Annotated in this window: 17 protein-coding genes; 10 read left to right on the top strand and 7 right to left on the bottom strand. The window is 71.6% G+C overall.

Annotated elements, in window-relative coordinates; genetic code table 11:
• Positions 1-17: 17 nt before the first annotated feature.
• The 3 genes from ORI60_RS00680 to ORI60_RS00690 all read left to right on the top strand — a co-directional run bounded on the left by ORI60_RS00680 (position 18) and on the right by ORI60_RS00690 (position 3,624).
• Positions 18-1,163 (top strand): hypothetical protein, encoded by a 1,146-nt coding sequence (locus ORI60_RS00680; protein ID WP_266032678.1) that lies wholly within the window; start codon positions 18-20, stop codon positions 1,161-1,163.
• A gap of 200 nt (positions 1,164-1,363) precedes the next feature.
• Positions 1,364-2,950 carry a glycoside hydrolase family 64 protein gene (locus ORI60_RS00685; RefSeq protein ID WP_266032680.1) on the top strand — a complete coding sequence of 529 codons (1,587 nt, stop codon included), beginning with the start codon at positions 1,364-1,366 and terminating at the stop codon, positions 2,948-2,950.
• 101 nt (positions 2,951-3,051) lie between these two features.
• The gene (locus ORI60_RS00690) at positions 3,052-3,624 is read left to right on the top strand and encodes a hypothetical protein (protein ID WP_266032682.1); all 573 of its coding nucleotides are present in this window, start codon (positions 3,052-3,054) and stop codon (positions 3,622-3,624) included.
• Between the two features lie 28 nt (positions 3,625-3,652).
• Here ORI60_RS00690 and ORI60_RS00695 read toward each other — a convergent pair whose 3' ends face one another.
• Complete coding sequence (locus tag ORI60_RS00695) at positions 3,653-4,840, bottom strand: MFS transporter (RefSeq protein WP_266032685.1); 1,188 nt, start codon at positions 4,838-4,840, stop codon at positions 3,653-3,655.
• The gene (locus tag ORI60_RS00700) at positions 4,830-6,161 is read right to left on the bottom strand and encodes an FAD-dependent oxidoreductase (RefSeq protein ID WP_266032688.1); all 1,332 of its coding nucleotides are present in this window, start codon (positions 6,159-6,161) and stop codon (positions 4,830-4,832) included. The genes ORI60_RS00695 and ORI60_RS00700 overlap by 11 nt, the downstream gene beginning before the upstream one ends.
• 99 nt (positions 6,162-6,260) lie before the next feature.
• Here ORI60_RS00700 and ORI60_RS00705 point away from each other — a divergent pair, with 99 nt between their 5' ends.
• Both ORI60_RS00705 and ORI60_RS00710 read left to right on the top strand, forming a co-directional pair.
• A complete protein-coding gene (locus ORI60_RS00705; protein ID WP_266032690.1) occupies positions 6,261-7,097 on the top strand; it encodes a helix-turn-helix domain-containing GNAT family N-acetyltransferase in 837 nt (278 codons plus the stop codon).
• 29 nt (positions 7,098-7,126) lie between these two features.
• Positions 7,127-8,173, top strand: coding sequence for a flavin-containing monooxygenase (locus tag ORI60_RS00710; protein WP_266032693.1), 1,047 nt, complete (start codon positions 7,127-7,129; stop codon positions 8,171-8,173).
• Positions 8,174-8,184: 11 nt separating this feature from the next.
• On the opposite strand, the gene ORI60_RS00715 is transcribed toward ORI60_RS00710, so the two are convergent.
• The gene (locus ORI60_RS00715; RefSeq protein ID WP_266032696.1) at positions 8,185-8,697 is read right to left on the bottom strand and encodes a DinB family protein; all 513 of its coding nucleotides are present in this window, start codon (positions 8,695-8,697) and stop codon (positions 8,185-8,187) included.
• 114 nt (positions 8,698-8,811) lie between these two features.
• On the opposite strand from ORI60_RS00715, the gene ORI60_RS00720 reads away from it, so the two are divergent.
• Positions 8,812-10,020 carry a hypothetical protein gene (locus tag ORI60_RS00720; protein ID WP_266032697.1) on the top strand — a complete coding sequence of 403 codons (1,209 nt, stop codon included), beginning with the start codon at positions 8,812-8,814 and terminating at the stop codon, positions 10,018-10,020.
• A 33-nt stretch (positions 10,021-10,053) separates the two neighbouring features.
• Here ORI60_RS00720 and ORI60_RS00725 read toward each other — a convergent pair whose 3' ends face one another.
• Positions 10,054-10,899: a hypothetical protein gene (locus tag ORI60_RS00725; RefSeq protein ID WP_266032700.1), complete on the bottom strand. Its 846-nt coding sequence runs from the start codon at positions 10,897-10,899 to the stop codon at positions 10,054-10,056.
• A gap of 352 nt (positions 10,900-11,251) precedes the next feature.
• Here ORI60_RS00725 and ORI60_RS00730 point away from each other — a divergent pair, with 352 nt between their 5' ends.
• The 3 genes from ORI60_RS00730 to ORI60_RS00740 are packed head-to-tail and all read left to right on the top strand — an operon-like array spanning position 11,252 to position 12,752.
• Positions 11,252-12,151: an SDR family oxidoreductase gene (locus tag ORI60_RS00730; protein ID WP_266032703.1), complete on the top strand. Its 900-nt coding sequence runs from the start codon at positions 11,252-11,254 to the stop codon at positions 12,149-12,151.
• Between the two features lie 36 nt (positions 12,152-12,187).
• The gene (locus tag ORI60_RS00735; protein ID WP_266032705.1) at positions 12,188-12,439 is read left to right on the top strand and encodes a hypothetical protein; all 252 of its coding nucleotides are present in this window, start codon (positions 12,188-12,190) and stop codon (positions 12,437-12,439) included.
• Between the two features lie 31 nt (positions 12,440-12,470).
• Positions 12,471-12,752 (top strand): hypothetical protein, encoded by a 282-nt coding sequence (locus ORI60_RS00740; protein ID WP_416234338.1) that lies wholly within the window; start codon positions 12,471-12,473, stop codon positions 12,750-12,752.
• Positions 12,753-12,907: 155 nt separating this feature from the next.
• Here the strand turns inward: ORI60_RS00740 and ORI60_RS00745 are convergent, their stop codons facing one another.
• Positions 12,908-13,669: an alpha/beta fold hydrolase gene (locus ORI60_RS00745; RefSeq protein WP_266032708.1), complete on the bottom strand. Its 762-nt coding sequence runs from the start codon at positions 13,667-13,669 to the stop codon at positions 12,908-12,910.
• A 111-nt stretch (positions 13,670-13,780) separates the two neighbouring features.
• On the opposite strand from ORI60_RS00745, the gene ORI60_RS00750 reads away from it, so the two are divergent.
• A complete protein-coding gene (locus ORI60_RS00750) occupies positions 13,781-14,536 on the top strand; it encodes an alpha/beta fold hydrolase (protein ID WP_266032710.1) in 756 nt (251 codons plus the stop codon).
• 3 nt (positions 14,537-14,539) lie between these two features.
• Here the strand turns inward: ORI60_RS00750 and ORI60_RS00755 are convergent, their stop codons facing one another.
• Complete coding sequence (locus ORI60_RS00755) at positions 14,540-15,580, bottom strand: beta-ketoacyl-ACP synthase III (RefSeq protein WP_266032712.1); 1,041 nt, start codon at positions 15,578-15,580, stop codon at positions 14,540-14,542.
• 227 nt (positions 15,581-15,807) lie between these two features.
• Entirely contained in the window at positions 15,808-16,695 is an 888-nt protein-coding gene (locus ORI60_RS00760) for a LysR family transcriptional regulator (protein WP_266032715.1), read from the bottom strand.
• Between the last annotated feature and the right edge of the window lie 34 nt (positions 16,696-16,729).

The following is a 16,729-nucleotide window of genomic DNA, read 5'->3' on the forward strand; positions in this document are numbered from 1 at the left end:
CGAAAAGGAGATTTCGCATGCTCTCGACAAGGTGGCGCATCGGCGCGGCCGCGGCTGCGGCGACCGTGCTGGGAGGTCTCGCGCCGGCCACCGCCGCGCCCCAGGTCCTGGCCTGCGGTGACCGGGCGTTCAACGCGGAGGCCGTGCTCAACGGCAGCACGTGGACCTCCCGCAACGGCAGCCGGACCGTCTACAGCGGCGCCGACATGCGGTCCGCCGTGCAGGCCGCGATCGACAGCCTCACCGGGGGACGCACCTCGAAGCAGTGGGTCGTGGTGCGCGGCAGCGGGCCGGTCGGCGCGGGGTCGCGGATCTCGTTGCCCAGCTACACCGGCATCGACGTCTGCGGCACGATCAACGTGACCGGCACCGGTTCCGGCGACCAGGCCCCGATCTACTCCAGGGGAACCCGGGACATCGAGGTGCGCCACCTCAGCGTGACCGGCCGCCCGCTGTACGGGATCTTCCTGCGCAACGTCGACAACGTCGTGCTCGGGCAGATCGACCTGCGGCTGTCCGGTGGCCTCGGCGTGCGCGTCGACAACCGCGGCAACACCAGCGTGCGCAGCCGCAACATCAGGATCGACAACGTCTTCGCGTCCGGCGCGAGCAGCCACGCCGTCGAGACCTACGGCGTGGACGGCCTCACGATCGGCACGGTGACCGCTCGCAACGTCGGCGAGTCCGGGCTGCTGCTCAACGACACCATCAACGCCACCGTCGGCACGGTCGACGCGGAGAACGCGGGTGCGGGCACCGGGTACGCGGCGTTCCGCACCGCCAACCGCAACGGCCGCATCGGCACCGGTTACCCCACGAACATCCGGGTCGGCACGGTCCGCGCCCGCGGCGGCGGCCGGGGCGTGTTCTGCGTGTCCGAGAGCGGCGGGCTGACCATCGACCGGATCGACCTCGCGAACACCGGCAACAACGCGGTCCTGATCGAGAACTGCACGAACGTGACCCTCGCGGCGCAGAGCGGCACGGTGACCGGCGGCGGCGAGATCCGGCTGGCCGCGCGTTCGGAGTTCCCGAACAACCGCGACATCACCGTCCAGAACCTGACGGTGACGAACTCGTCGGTGCGGGAGAGCCCCTGCGGGACGAACACGACGTTCCGCAACCTCACGCTGAACAACAGCACGTCGAACGTCTGCTCCTGACGGCAACGGGGTGGGGGGGGGGGGGGGCGGGGGGGGGGGGGCCCCCCCCCCCCCCCCTTCGGTATTGACAGGGCTCGCATCTGCGCACAACCATGGAAGCGCTCTCATAACCGGTCTGGACCATTTCCCGGACCGGAGGCCGCCGACCGCCCTGAACCGGTCGGGGGACCTGCTACCGGAGCCCCTGCACAAGGAGTCAGATGCGCACTCGAACGAAGTGGTTCAGCGCGCTCGCCGCGCTGGCGGCGACCGCGTCGGCGGTCGTCGCGATCACCCCGGTACAGGCGGTCGGGCCCGACCTGCTGCCGCTGAACGTCACCAACAACAGCGGCCGGTCCGAGGGCGTGCACCTGTACGTCCTGGGAACCGACATCCGCAACGGGCGACTCGGGTACGTCAACCAGGCGGGCGCGTTCACGCCGTGGTCGCCGGGCGGCAACCCGCCCACGCCCGCACCGGACGTGTCCATCGCCGGTCCCGGTCCCGGCGGCACCACCACGCTGCGCGTGCCGCGGTTCATCTCGGGCCGCGTCTACATGTCGTTCGGCGAGAAGCTCAAGTTCTTCCTGACGCCCGACGGCCTGGTGCAGCCGGCGCCGTGGGCGTCCGGCGACCCGAACAGCGGCATCCTGTTCGACTGGAGCGAGTTCACCTACAACGACGCCGGCCTGTGGCTCAACAGCTCGCAGGTGGACATGTTCGCCGTACCGCACGCGGTGACGGTGACGGGCGCCAGCGGCGCCACGAAGAAGACCGGCGAGCTGAAGTCGGGCGGGCGGGACGCCGTCATCAACGGCATCCGGAACCAGGCGGGCTGGGGCGGCTCGATCATGTCCCGTCCGGACGGCACGGTGCTGCGCGTGCTCGCGCCGGGCAAGGCGGCCGACGTCGGCAACTTCGACCGCAACTACCTGGACCCGTACATCACCCAGGCCTGGAACGCGTACACGACCAAGACGCTGACCGTGCAGCCGTTCGGCGACCGGCCGGACGTGAAGTACTTCGGCCGCACCTCGGGCACCACGATGAACTTCACGAACTCCGCCGGTCAGCAGGTGGCGTCGTTCGCGAAGCCGTCCACGGCGAACGTGTGGGGCTGCGACGGCGCGCTGCACGCGCCGAACGACCAGGTGGTCGGCCCGATCGCACGCACCCTGTGCGCCGCGCTGCACCGCTCCACGCTCGGCCGCATCGACGTGCAGCCCGGCGGCGGTCCCGCCGACTTCTACCAGGGCGCGATCACCAACCACTACTCGCGGCTCGTGCACCAGAACATGGTGGACGGCAAGGCGTACGGGTTCGCGTTCGACGACGTGCAGGCGCAGGAGTCGCTGGTGCACGACGGCGACCCGCGCTCGGCCGGGATCATCCTCACCCCGTTCGGCGGCTCCGCTCCCCCGCCCGCGGTCAGCAGCATCGTCAGCGACTGGCACGGCAAGTGCATCGACGTGCCGAACTGGAACTTCGCCGACGGGCAGCGCCTGATCGTGTGGAACTGCACGGGCGGCACGAACCAGAAGTTCGAGTTCGTGGGCGGCACGCTGCGCACGGAGAACAACAAGTGCGTGGACGTGGCGTGGGGTTCGACGGCCAACGGCGCGGCCGTGCAGCTCGCGACCTGCTCGGGCAACCCGGCGCAGCAGTTCGTGCTGTCCGGGGCGGGCGACCTGGTCAACCCGCAGGCGAACAAGTGCGTCGACATCGCGGAGTGGAACCCGAACAACGACGCGGTCCTGCACATGTGGGACTGCGTAGGCGGCGCCAACCAGAAGTGGCACCGCGGCTGACGCAAGACGCTCGACCGACGCCGGGGCGCCTGTGCGCCCCGGCGTTTCATTCGTTCGTGGATGGACGATTGTGCTCACCCGAAAACGGGCACGCAGTGCGCGTGACGACCGACCACCAAGACCTGCCGCACGCGCATCTCGACCGCGAGACGCAGGAGCTGTTAGACCCGCACCACCACCGAGCGAGCGTTCACCTCGGCGACAGGCTCGTCGTCGACCCGGACCAGGTGCTCGCGAACGTCGCGATGGCGATGGAACGCCTGGACCTCGACATCAGCACGCCGGTCAGCATCGAGGAGGACGTGGCGACCCTCGAAGAGCTGGTCGCGATGGTGGACCACTTCGACAAGGGACCGGCGCTCATCGCGCACGCGCTCAACACGGCGGCGCGCGTCATGAACGCCCGCTACCCCGCCGAGCTCGTCCGCCACCCCCTGCCGCCCGACTGCGACCTGCGCCGGCTGTTCCACGCGGACGTCGACGAACGCAGTCAGAACGTCGCGCGCGCGGTGTTCAACCAGCGGCTGGCGCGGGAGGCGGACGTGCGGGAGACCGAGATCGCGGTGGACCTCGACGAGCTCTCGCCGGAGCAGCGCATCGAGGTGTTCATGGCGGTGTTCTTCCTGTACGGCACGAAGATCGGGGCGTTGCAGAACCGGACGGGCATCCGATGAGCTGATCGTGCCGGTGCGCGCCGCCGGACTACCGCGGCACACTGGCGGTCGACAACGCGGCCGCCAGCACCCCGATCACCCCGAGCACCACGAACACCGCCGGATAGCCGCCGAGCCAGGCCGCCAGGGCGCTGCCCGCCCACGGCGCGATCGCCGCGGTGAGCATGACCGGTGCGGTGAGCAGGCCGTTGAGCCGTCCGTAGTGGGCAGGACCCCACCGGTCGGTGATCGCGGTCGCCTGCACCAGGGTGAAGATCCCGCGCGTGACACCGGCGAGCACCGAGCCCGCGATCAGCAGCAGAGCCGGACCGGGCACCACGCCCAGCAGAACGGTGACGGCGGCGCTGACCAGGAGGACCAGCAGGGTGCGCGTGCGCACCGACGTCCTCGCGGTCAGCCTGCCGTAGCCGAGCCGGCCGAGCACCTGGCCGATCCCTCCCAGACCGAGCGCGACCGCGGCGGCCGACGTCGTCATGCCGCGTCCGGTCAGCAGCGGCACGAGGTTGATCACGACCGCGTAGACGCTGAACGCGGCCAGGCTCATCGCGACCACGAGCACCAGGAACGGGCGGCTGCGCGCCACCGCCGACGGCGCGTGGGCGGTCTCGTGCTCGATCGACGGCCACGGCAACCGCAAGCCCAGGAGGTGCAGCGGGATCGTGGTGACGGCGAGGAACCCGGCGAGCACGAGGTAGGTGCCGCGCCAGTCCACGAGGTCGTTCAGCACCGCCGTCAACGGCGCGAACACGGTGCTCGCCAGACCGGCGACCAGGGTCAGCGCGGTCAGCGCCGACACGCGGCGCGGCCCGTACCAGCGGGTCAGCGCGGCGAACGCGGGCGCGTAGAAGACCCCGGCCATCGCCACTCCGGCCAGCAGCCACGCGGCGGTGAACCACAGCAACGAGTCCGCGGTCGCGAGCGCCACCAGCGCGACCGCGGCGACGACCGAGCCGGTGGTCATGACGGCGCGCGGGCCGTGCCGGTCGAGCAGCCTGCCCACCGGAATGCCGACCAGGCCCGCGACGACCTGGCTCGCGGAGAAACCGGCGGTGATCGCCGCGAGCGACCACCCGGTGCTCGCTCCGATGGTCGGCAGCAGCACGGGGAAGGCGTAGTAGAGCACGCCCCAGCTGATGATCTCGGTGGTGCACAGGACGACCAGGACGCGGCGCAGCCCGGCGTGGGTGCCGGGCCGCGCCGCTGTGTCAGCGTGCACCGGCCGCGAGGCCGATCGACACCTCGACCGTCTCCGGCGTGCTGCAGCACCCGCCGCCGTTCTTCTGCTCGGCCGGTGCGTCGAACACACCGGCACCGCCGCAGACGCCCGTCTCGGGCAGGACGAGCTCGACGCGCCCGGCCGCCTCGTGGTCGCCGGTGATCGCGGCGACGACGGACCGCACCTGCTCGTAGCCCGTCAGCGACAGGAAGGTCGGCGCACGGCCGTAGCTCTTCATGCCCACCAGGTAAACACCCGGCTCGGGGTGTCGCAGCTCGGCCTCGCCGTGCGGGTAGACCGTGCCGCACGAGTGGACGTTCGGGTCGATCAGCGGCGCGAGCTTCGCCGGCGCCTGCAACACCGGGTCCAAGTTCAGCCTGATCTCCGACAGCCACGACAGGTCCGGCCGGAACCCGGTCAGCACCACGACCTCGTCGACGCCCTCGACCTGGTGGCCGTCGAACGACTCCAGCGTGAGCGTGCCGTCCGCGGCACTGTTCACCGACGCGGTGCGGAAACCGGTGACCGTCTCGATGTGCCCGGCCTCGGCCGCCTTCCCGGCTCGCAGGCCGAGCGCTCCGCGCGCGGGCAGCTGGTCGGCCTCACCGCCACCGAAGGCGTTGCCGACCGCGCCGCGCCGCAGCAGCCACACGATCTTCGTGCCGGGCTCCTGCTCGGCCAGGTCCGCCAGCGCGACGAGCGCGGTGAGGGCGGAGTGACCGCTGCCCGCGACCGCGATCCGCTTGCCCGCGTAGCGGGAGCGTTCGGTCGCGAGGTCGGGCACGCGGTAGTTGATCCGCGCGGCCGCCGCGTGCTCTCCCACCGCGGGAAGCCCGTCACCCCCGAGCGGGTTCGGCGAACCCCACGTGCCGGACGCGTCGACCACCGCGCGGGCGCTGATCCGCTCCTCGCCGTCAGCGGTCCGCACGTGCACGGTCAGCGGCTCGTCCTCGCGGCCCGCGTCGACCACCCGGTCACGACCGCGGCGCGCGACGCCCACCACCCGTGCACCGAACCGCACCCGGTCACCCAGGGCGTCGGCCAGCGGCTTCAGGTACAGGCCGGCCCACTCCGCGCCGGTCGGGTACGCGCCACCGTCGGGACGCACCCACCCGGTCGGCGCCAGCACCCGTTCGGCGGCGGGATCGACCAGCTCGCTCCACCGCGAGAACAACCGGACGTGGTTCCACTGCGACACCGCGGCGCCCGCCCGGTCGCCCGCCTCCAACACGATCACCCGCTCGCCTCGTTCGGCCAGGTTCGCCGCCGCGGACAACCCCGCCGGCCCGGCACCCACCACGACGACTGGCAACTCGTTCACGACGCACCCCTTGTATCGACAGATTTCAAATCAACACCGGGGACTGTATCGACCGCGATCGATTGACGCAACCATCGATCTGTGTCGATACTTCACCCCATGACGACGACAGCGCCCTCGCCGGCCGTGCTGCCCGCGGACGAAGCCGCGACCTATGCGGGCTGGTTCGCGTGCCTCGCCGAGCCCACCCGTGTGCGGTTGCTGCACGCCGTCGCGACCGCGGGACGCGCGATGACCGTCGGTGAGCTGACCGAGCTGCTCGGCACCAGCCAGTCCACGTGCTCGCACCACGTGCGCAAGCTCGCCGAAGTCGGCTTCCTGCGGGTGCACAAGGAAGGCACCGCCACCCACGTCACGGTGAACCCGTCCTGCTGCACCGGGCTCCCCCACGCCGCCGACATCGTCATGGGAGTGCTCGCACCCCGCCCCTGCTGCCCGCAGGACCTGCCGTCCGACGTGACCGTCCGCGCCCTGCGCGACGACGACTGGACCGCCGTCCGCCGCATCTACGCCGAGGGCGTCGCCACCGGTGACGCGACCTTCGAAACCGAGGTGCCCCAACGCAGAACGCTCGACGCCAAGTGGCTGCCCGAGCACCGCTGGGTCGCCGAGATCGGCGGTGAGACCGCGGGGTGGGCCGCGGCGGCACCGGTGTCCACGCGGGACTGCTACACCGGCGTGGCGGAGACGTCCGTCTACGTGGGAGCCGGCTTCCGCGGCCGGGGCGTGGGCAAAGCCCTGCTGCACCAGCAGGTCACCGCCGCCGACCACGCCGGTCTCTGGACGTTGCAGACGTCGATCTTCCCCGAGAACCGCGCGAGCCTCGCCCTGCACCACTCCGCGGGCTTCCGCACCCTCGGTGTCCGCGAACGCATCGCGCAGCACCACGGCGTGTGGCGCGACACCGTCTTCCTCGAACGCCGCAAAGCCGACTGACACCCGTCCGACCACCCGTCCGTCGCCGCATGCCCGGCGACGGCTACTTCGAGGTGCCCATGAACAGCCACGACGCCATCGTCATCGGCGCGGGCCAGTCCGGTCTCGCGACCGCGCACGCCCTCGTCGCGCGAGGCCTGCGCCCGCTCGTCCTGGAAGCGGGCGACGAACCGTCCGGCTCCTGGCCGCACTACTACGACAGCCTCACCCTCTTCTCCCCCGCCCGCTACAGCGCTCTGCCCGGCCTGCCGTTCCCCGGTGATCCCGGGCACCACCCGCACCGCGACGAGGTCGTCGACTACCTCCGCGCCTACGCCGAGCGCCTCGACGCCGACGTCCGCACCGGCCACCGCGTCGTTGAGGTGTTGCGGGACAACGAGTTGCGAGTCACGACCGCGGGCGGGACGAGCTTCACGGCGCCGATCGTCGTCGCCGCGACCGGCGGCTTCGGCAACCCGCACCGGCCCGCACTGCCCGGTCTCGACGAGTTCCCCGGCACCGTGCTGCACGCCGCGCAGTACCGCTCTCCCGAACCGTTCCGCGGCCTGCGCGTCGTCGTGGTCGGCGCGGGCAACTCCGCTGTCCAGATCGCCGCGGAACTCGCCGAGCACGCCCGCGTCACCCTCGCCACCCGCAAGCCGGTGAAGTTCGCCGCCCAGCGCCCGTTCGGTCGTGACCTGCACTTCTGGCTCGACCGCACCGGCCTCGACCGCCTCCCGATCGGCCCCTGGCTGCCCGTAGGCTTCACCACCCCGGTCCTCGACACCGGCCGGTACCGCGGCGCCCTCGACGACGGGCGGCCCGACCGCCGGCCGATGTTCACCGCGGTGGAGGGCTCGAAGGTCCTCTGGCCCGACGGCCGCCGCGAGCACGTCGACGCGATCGTCCTCGCCACCGGCTACCGCCCCGACCTGCCGTTCCTGACCGGACTGGGAACCGAGCACGACCGCGGCATCTCCCGCCACCACAGCGGACTCGGCTTCGTGGGCCTCGAATGGCAGCGGAGTCTCTCCTCCGCCACCTTGCGCGGGGCCGGGCGCGACGCCGCCCACGTGGTCGGCCGGCTGCTCGGCTGACCGCTCGCGGATCAGCCCAGCGAGAGCTGCTCGCGGTGGAAGTCGAAGTGCCGCACCGGGAAGCGGTACAGGTCCGCCACCGTCATGAACTCGCGGAAGAACGGATCCCACCGGGTCGGGTACGGCATCCCCTTCGCCAGGTCGCGCTCGTCCTCCCGGTCGAGACGCCGGTGCAGCGCCGCCACGGTGCGGTCGCACAACGCCACCATCGCCCTGCGCGGCATGAGGCTGCCGCCGAGCCAAGAGCCGGCGAAGTTGACCGCGTCGAAGGGCTTCGTGGCGGCGTTGAGCAGCCTCGCCCACGCACGGCCCACTCCGTCCGGCAGCCGCGAGACGATCCGCGCCAGCGCCAGCAGTGCCCGCATGATCAGGAAGCCGAGCAGCATGTGGAACAGCAGCTGCCGGTTGTTCCAGCGCGTGCCGTTCGACCGGCGCCTGAGTTCCTCGTCGGTGGCACCACCGAGCAGGGCGCGGAACGCCGCGCGTGCCCGGTCGAAGTCGTCGTGCACCGATGACCTGTCCACCCGCTCATGGTGCGCCGCCTCGGCACCGCGTTCAACAGACCGGCTCCACGAGCGTTACGTTCCCCGCTCCGCCGACGACCTAGGGGTGGAACCTCGGAGAGGAAGGTCGGCTTCATGACTCGGACCGGTGCGGACGTGCGTGGCCTCGGGGACGAGATCTCCCCGGTGGTCGGCGAGGTCGAGGAGATCTCGGCACACGCCGACCCCGTCGTCCGCAACCTGCGGATCACCCACTGCTACCACCGGTTGTCGCGAGCGCTGGCCGCCCGCACCGGCGGGGCCGCGAACTGGTGCACGTTCGCCGTGTGGGCGTCCAAGCAGGTGGGGCAGACGATCCGCCAGGAGGACCTGGCGCGCGCGGTGGGACACCTGCTCAAGTCCTCGCCCGAGGTGGCGGCCGGTGTCGACCTCGTGGTGCGCGGTCTGCGCCGGGGTGTCCCCCAGGAGGTCCTGGTCCGCGCCCACGGGGTGGTGCGCCAGGCCGTGGTCACGACCGCGCGGCTCGACGACGTCAGCGCCGCCGCGGCCCGGGGCAACCTCAAGGTCTTCGAGGAGATCGCACGCGAGTTCGCCCGCTTCCTCGCGGAGTTCGGCGACGAGGCCGCCGCCCGGGACGAGCGGCGGATCCAGGAGTTCTGCGACGCGCTGCGCCCCGGTGAGCCGCCGGAGGGACAGCGCTACCTGCGGCAGGCCTTCACCCGGTACCACCGCGCGATGACCACCCAGGACGCGAAGCGGCGCGCCGAACTGCTGCTCCTGGCGAACGTCGAGGTCGGTCTGCACGAGCAGACGCGGCTGCAACCGGAGATCGCCGCGGCGATGCAGGCGCCGGTGGTCGACCCGCGTGAGCTCGAACGCCGCCTGTTCGACCTGCTCCTGCCGGGCAACCGGGTGGTCAGGTGGCTGCGCCTGGCGTTGCTGACCGTGCTCGGCAGGCGCACCGCCGTGCGCATCGCCTCGGAACACCTGGCGGATCAGGCACGCGCGGTGGTCCGCGTCGCGGTGACCAGGCATCTGATGTCCCTGGCGCTGCCGGGAGGTGAGCTGCTCGACCTGGCCGACGACCTGCCGGCGACGTTCCCGCCGCTGCTCGCGGAACTGTCCGACCCGGAACTGCGGGCGCTGCTGGAGATCGTCGACCCGACACCGGACAGCCTGGCGGGCACGGCCGCGCGGGACTGGGCGGACCTGCCCGACCGGATGCACTACATCGCGGACATGTTCCGCTGCCACGCCCTGCGCGACGACCTGCTCGGCGCGCCGTTCACCCCGGAGCAGGTCGAAGCCCTGCAGGCCGGAAGACGGCCCGGTGGAGCGCTCTGACGACGTGACCGCCTCCGGTGGACGCCGTGGCTGCTACCGGAGGCGCCTGCGCAGCGCCTCCGTGATCCCGTGCCCGTCCCCCGGATCGAGCGCGGCGAGGATCAACGCCTGCACCGACGCCACGAAGAGCTCCCGCGTCTCCCTCGTGTCGTCCCCGGCACCGGCGACCTGCTGCGCGAAACCCGATGTCTGGGCGCAGACCATCAGGCTGAGCTTCCGCGCCGTGACGCCCGGACGGAACCGCACGTCCAACAGCCGCAGCCCTTCCTCGTACACCGGGATCCACCGCGTGGAATACGCGTCGAGCATCTCCTGGTAGGCCTTCGTGGCAACGGACTGCCACTTCGCGTCGATCGTCAGCGAGAGCTGGAAGAGCCAGTACCTGGCCAGCCGGCTGCGCATCCGCAGGTCGTGGGCGGCGATCTTCGCGACGAGGTCGGTCAGGTCCAGCTCGCCCTCGCGCACCTTGGGCAGCTCGGCGAGCGCGCGGCGCGGACCGTAGTCGAGGAAGTTGCGCCAGCGCGGTGCCGTGCACGTGTACTTGACGAGGCACATGAAGAAGTTCGCCATGCCACCGGACCCCGGCCAGCGATCGCGGAACGCGCCCTCACCGGCGCGGGCGACGCCGGGCACCGCGGCGGCGACTCCGGCGGCGCGGCGCACGACGATCTTCCGCGTCAGCCGGGCGCCCGTGAGCTCGTCGCGGCTGCGCGCGTTGCGTCCCGACAGCTGGTCGTCGATCTCCTTCAGCCCACCTTCGAGGAACACCATCGTCCTGACGTAGGCGGACCGGCGCGGATTGCGCGGGTCAGCCAGGCTGGGACGGGAGATGTGCTCGCCGAACACTTCCGGCCAGTCGACTTCGTCGTTGAAGCGCACAGGGACCCCCTGGAGATCACTTCATTGCAGCACGGGGCCTCGGACGCGGGCAACGTCCTCCACGGGACCTCCTGAACAGGAGGATGACGCGCGGAACCTCACGCTCCATCGTGAAACCCAGCGGGAACCGAGTGAGAGGAACCTCGATGCAGGTCACGGTGGAGACTTCGTTGTTGTCGGCGCGTGTGATCGAGATGCTGCTGGTCGTCCTGGCGGCCGCGGTGTTCGGAGGGCGCCGGCGTCCTCGCCCTCCGCACTGAGCGAGACCGTCGATCGGATGATCCTCGGATTGAGGCCCGCGTCCGCGGGAACACCCAGGTTCCACGTTCCATCGTCGACGAGGTGGCTGTCCATGTCGGAAGACCAGTACGCGCAGCGGGATCCGAGGGACCAGTACCCGCGTCCCGAGCGGCAGCGAGGACGGGAGCAGGACCATCCCGGCTCGGGCGGCGGCATGGACCCGGAACCGGACCACGGCGAGCTGACCTACCGGGGCAGCGGGCGTCTGACCGAGCGCAAGGCCGTGGTCACCGGTGGCGACTCCGGCATCGGCCGCGCCGTGGCGCTCGCGTTCGCCCGCGAGGGCGCGGACGTGCTGCTGTCCTACCTCGAGGAGGAGCAGGCGGACGCCGAGCGCACCGCGCGGCTCGTGGAGGACGCGGGCAGGCAGGCGGTGCTGGTGCCCGGCGACCTGCGCTCCGAGGAGGCCTGCCGGCACGTCGCCGAGCGCGCGGAGCAGGAGTTCGGGCGGATCGACGTCCTGGTCAACAACGCGGCCTACCAGATGGCGCAGGACGACGGCCTGCTCGGCATCACCACCGACCAGTTCGACCGCGTGCTCAAGACCAACGTGTACGCGATGTTCTGGCTGTGCAAGGCCGCCGTACCGCTGATGCGCCCCGGCGCCACGATCATCAACACCGCGTCGATCCAGGCGTTCCAGCCCTCCCCCGAGCTCATGGACTACGCCGCCACTAAGGCCGCCATCGTCAACTTCACCAAGGCGCTGTCGGCCGACCTCATCGGCAAGGGCATCAGGGTCAACTCGGTCGCCCCCGGTCCTGTGTGGACCCCGCTGATCCCCGCGACCATGCCCGCGGAGAAGGTCGGCAGCTTCGGCGCCCAGACACCGATGGGACGCGCGGCACAGCCGGCCGAGCTCGGACCGGTGTACGTGTTCTTCGCGTCGCAGGAGTCGAGCTACATCACCGGCGAGGTGCTCGGTGTCACCGGCGGGCAGTTCCTGACCTGAGACCACCACCGCACGACCCGACATCGAGGAGGCACGATGACGATCAGCGAAGACGACCTGCGGCGGTTGCTCGACTCCGGCCTGCCCGACGCCGCTCTCGTGCTCGTCGAGGGCAGGACCGAGGTGGTGTCGGCACAGGACCTCGATACCGATGCGTTCCGCGGAGCGCTGCGGGTGACGACACGCGAGGACCTCCTGGCCCGCTTCGACGGCACCGACGTCACCGAACCCGAGCTCGAACGGGTCGCCGCCACCCTCGGATCCACTGTGGACAACCTCGGCGGTTGACGTGGGCTCGTCGCAACGAGGAATGCCGTCGGTGGCGGCGTCGAGCACCTGGCACGACGCCGACAACGTCCGTCAGCCCTCCGGTGACGTGCACGCCTGGTGGCCCGGCACGAACCAGACGGTGTGCGGCACACCGCTGAGCCGCGCCCGGCTGGACCGCTTCCCGCACGTGCTGTGGGCGGACGCGGTGTGGACGGAGGGCACCGCCGAACCCGGCACGCCGATCACGGCTCTGTGCCGCCGATGCGGTGCGGCGACCCGTCCGCGGCGGACGGGTGCGAGCCACGGCCGCCGATCGGCGCGGCGCACCTGACCACCGCCGGCGTTCTGGGGCACCTCGCGGGGCTCAGGCCAGTGCAGATCCGCGGTCAGCCGTCTCTTTCAGCGGCTAAAAGCACAAATCACGACCGCCAAGCCGGTTCGTCACACCTGACCGCCACCCGATTTGGGCACCGCAACGGATCCCGGTCAGCGCAGACCCGCACCGCGCCGGATGAGATCCGCAGTCAACTGCCCCTGCCCGAAGGGAAAGGTGTGCGCACCCTGCACGGTCGCGGCCCGCCCGTCAGGCGCTGCCGCCGCCAGCCGGTCGAGCCAAGGCTGGGGCGAGAAGCCGTCGTGCTCCCCGCGGGCGAGGAACACCGGGCACCGGACGCCGGTGATGACCTGCTCGGGTTCGTCACGTTGCGCGGAGCGGACGAACCGCACCAGCGCCCGCAAGCCTCCGCGCAAGTAGTACGGCGCCGTCGCCCGGAACAGACCTGGTGGCTCGTGGCGGGAGTTGCGGGCGAAGCCGCGCACCAGTCCACTGAGGACACGTTGCTCCGGCGGGAAGGTGGGACCCAGCAGGACCAGCGCGCTGACGCGGTCCGGGTGCGCCGCCGCCACGTGCAGCGCCGCCTGGGCGCCCGTGGAATGTCCGGCCAGCACGACCGGGCCGCCGGAGAACTGGGCCAGCCACGCCGACACCGTCTCCGCGATGGCGGGAACCTCCGGAGGGCAGCCGTGCGGACCCCGGCGGCCGAAGCCGGGGACGTCGAGTAGGAACGTCCTCGCCCAGGCGGCGCACGCGTCCACCGTGTCCGTCAGGTAGCCCAGCGCTCCCAGGCCGGGCACGACGACCACCACCGGACCCGAGGTGTGCTCCCAGCCCGCCTCCAGGCTCCTCACCTGGCGCCCCGCGGCCTCGTCGTACCGCTCACGACAGGGTCCTCGCAGGTCACGCTGCATGGACGTCCCTCCTCGGATACATCGCCAACAGCACTACTACCGCCTGCGCGGCCGGGGGAAACGTGATCGTTCCCCCTGTTTGGCGGCCTGCATCGGGGCAACTCCTGCGCCATGTCCTTGAGCACTCTGGCGCGCGAGCACGTCCTGTTCGCGATGCTGGGCATTCCCCGGCTGCTGTGTCATCCCGTCTGGCGCGATGCCGATCCCGGCCAGGGCAACGGGCTCGGCGTGCTGCTCGTCCCCGGCTTCGCCGCCGCCGACCTGAGCCTGCAGCTCACCTCGACCTGGCTGCGCGACCGCGGGTACGAGCCGGCCGGTGCCGACATCGGGCTCAACCTCGGCTGCACCACCGAACTGGTCGACCGCATCGAGCAACGGCTCGAGCAGCACGCCGACGCCACCGGTGACCGCGTGGTGCTGCTGGGTCAGAGCCGCGGCGGCGCGCTCGCCCGCCTCGCCGCCGTGCGCCGGCCTGACCTGGTGCGCGGGCTGGTCATGCTGGGCAGCCCCGTGGTCGACCCGCTGGACGCGCATCCGCACGTGCTCCGCGCGGCCAGGATGCTGGCGCGCCTGTCCGCTGCCGGAGTGCCCGGCCTGATGAACGACGACTGCTTCACCGGACCGTGCTTCGACGACAACTCCCGCGCGCTGGCGGCGCCGCTGCCACCGGACGTTCCCGCCCTGTCGGTGTACTCCCGATCAGACGGCATCGTCCCGTGGCGCCTCAGCCTCGACCCGTCGGCGGAGTGCGTGGAGGTCCGCAGCACCCACACCGGGATGGGCTTCGACCCGGCGGTCTACACGGCGCTGCGGGAGCGGCTCGTCGCCTGGAGCACCGAGTCGCGACCGGCTCTGTGCGCCGTCTGACGGTCAGGCGCCCTTGTCGGTCTCCGGCCACACCAGCACGGCGGAGCCCCAGGTGAGACCGCCGCCGAACGCCGTCAGCAGCACCCGTTCGCCGGCGTGGATCTCCTGGCGTGCCACCGCGTCCGCGAGTGCGAGCGGGATGGACGCGGCCCCGGTGTTGCCGACCCTTTCGATGTTGCCGACGATCTTCTCGTCCGGAATGGACAGACGGCTGCCGACCAGCGAGAGGATCCGGGCGTTGGCCTGGTGCGCGACGAGGCGGTCGACGTCCGCCGTCGTCCACCCCGCGCTCTTCAGGACGGCCAGCGACGATTCGGTCATCCGGGTGATGGCGTGCTGGTAGACCTCGCGCCCGCTCATCCGGAAGTGCCGGTCCGGCTCTCCGTACCGGCCCGGCTCCGCCCGGTCGCGCGCGCCGCCGGCCGGCACGGTGATGAGGTCGTGTTCCGTGCCGTCGCTGCCCAGGTCGAAGCCGAGGATCTCGCCCGGCTCGCCACGCTCGCCCGCGCGCAGGACCACCGCGCCGGCTCCGTCGCCGAACACCACACCGGCGCTGCGGTCGTCCGGGCCGATCAACGTCGAGTAGACGTCGGCCGCGACCAGCAGCACGCGCTCGGCGATTCCCGACGCGATCATCCCGCTCGCCGTGGCCAGCCCGTACACGAAACCCGTGCACACCGCGGAGACGTCGAACGCCGCCACTCCGGCCAGGCCCAGCTTCGCGGCCAGCGCGGGTGCCATCGCCGGGATCGGGTGGTCGGGCGTGGACGTCGTCACGAGCACCAGGTCCACCGACCTGGTCGCGCACTTGGCCAGCACGGCTTCGGCCGCGGCCAGCGCGAGGTCACCGGTGGACGTGCCCTCCTCGGCCCAGTGCCGGGTGCCGATCCCGGTCCGCCTGCGCACCCAGGTGTCGTTGGTGTCCCAGTGCTGCGGCAGGTCGTCGTTCGAGACCACCCTGGGCGGCACGCAGCCCGCTACGGCTTCCAGGACGGGAATCGGGCGCTCGGCGTGCTCGGTCAACGGGTCGTCTCTTCTCAGCATGTGGATGAACTGAGCCCGAAAGTACCCGAGCCGGACGGGGCGAGGACACGCCCGGTGCGTTTCGTCACGTGGGGGCCGGTGGTTACTCGCCGGTAGCGAATCCGTTGGCGCACAAGGAATGCCGACGTGAAAACCACTCAGGTTCGGCTGTCCACAGTGCATCCCGTCGCCACCAGGAGTCCCCTACTCGCCGGTACGACTCTCTGACGTGCGAACCTGCTCAACGGTCACTCCTGAGGGCCGCTCCGGGTGAGCGCGAGGCAGCACCGGACGAAGTCCGCGACGGCCTCGTCCGCGTCCGGTTGCCACGCCACGCCCACTTCGCTGGGGCCGACGCCGGTTACCGGTCGGTACACCACACCGGGCCGCGCGTAGAAGCGGGCGGTGGACGCCGGGACCAGAGCGATGCCGTACCCGTGGGCGATGGCGTTCAGGAACTCGTCGGGTTGCTCCGTCACGGCACCGACGCGCACCTCCCGACCATCCCTTTCGGACATCGCGAGCCAGTGGTCGCGCCAGACCCCGTGGCCTCCCGGCGCGGCGACGACCGGCTCGTCGACCAGCTCGGCGAAGGCGATCTCGGCGCGTCCCGCCAGCGGATGCGCGGAAGACAAGGCCACACAACGAGGTTCGCGGAACAACGACCGCACGCCGAACGACTCCTGTCCGGGGAACGGCAGGCGCAGCAACGCGACCGGCACCTCCGCGGCGGCGAGCCCGGCGGTCGGATCCGACCACGGCGACTGCCGCATGGCGACCCGCCAGCCCCGCCGCCGCTCGCGGAAGGCCGCGACGATGTCCTGGGTCGCCTCGTTCGCCGCGCTGGACAGGAACCCGACGCGCAGCACCAGGGCGGCCGTCCTCGTCTCGGCCACCGCCTCGTCCCAGGCCGCGAGCAGCGGCGGCACGCGGGCGTCGAGCGCTCGACCCGCGTCGGTCAGCGTCATGCCCGTGCTGGACCTCGTGAAGAGCCGCACGCCCAGCTGCGACTCCAGGTGCTTGAGCTGCTTGGTCAGCGCTGGTTGCGACACGAAAAGGCGTTGCGCCGCGCGCGTGAGGTTGCCCTCCTGGGCGATGGCGGCGAAGTAGCGCAGCAGCCTCGTGTCCACGTCCATGCCGCAAGGTTATGGCGGCGGGTATTGGCCCGGC

This window comes from Lentzea sp. NEAU-D7, from assembly GCF_026242055.1.
In the GTDB taxonomy this organism is placed as follows: Bacteria; Actinomycetota; Actinomycetes; order Mycobacteriales; family Pseudonocardiaceae; genus Lentzea.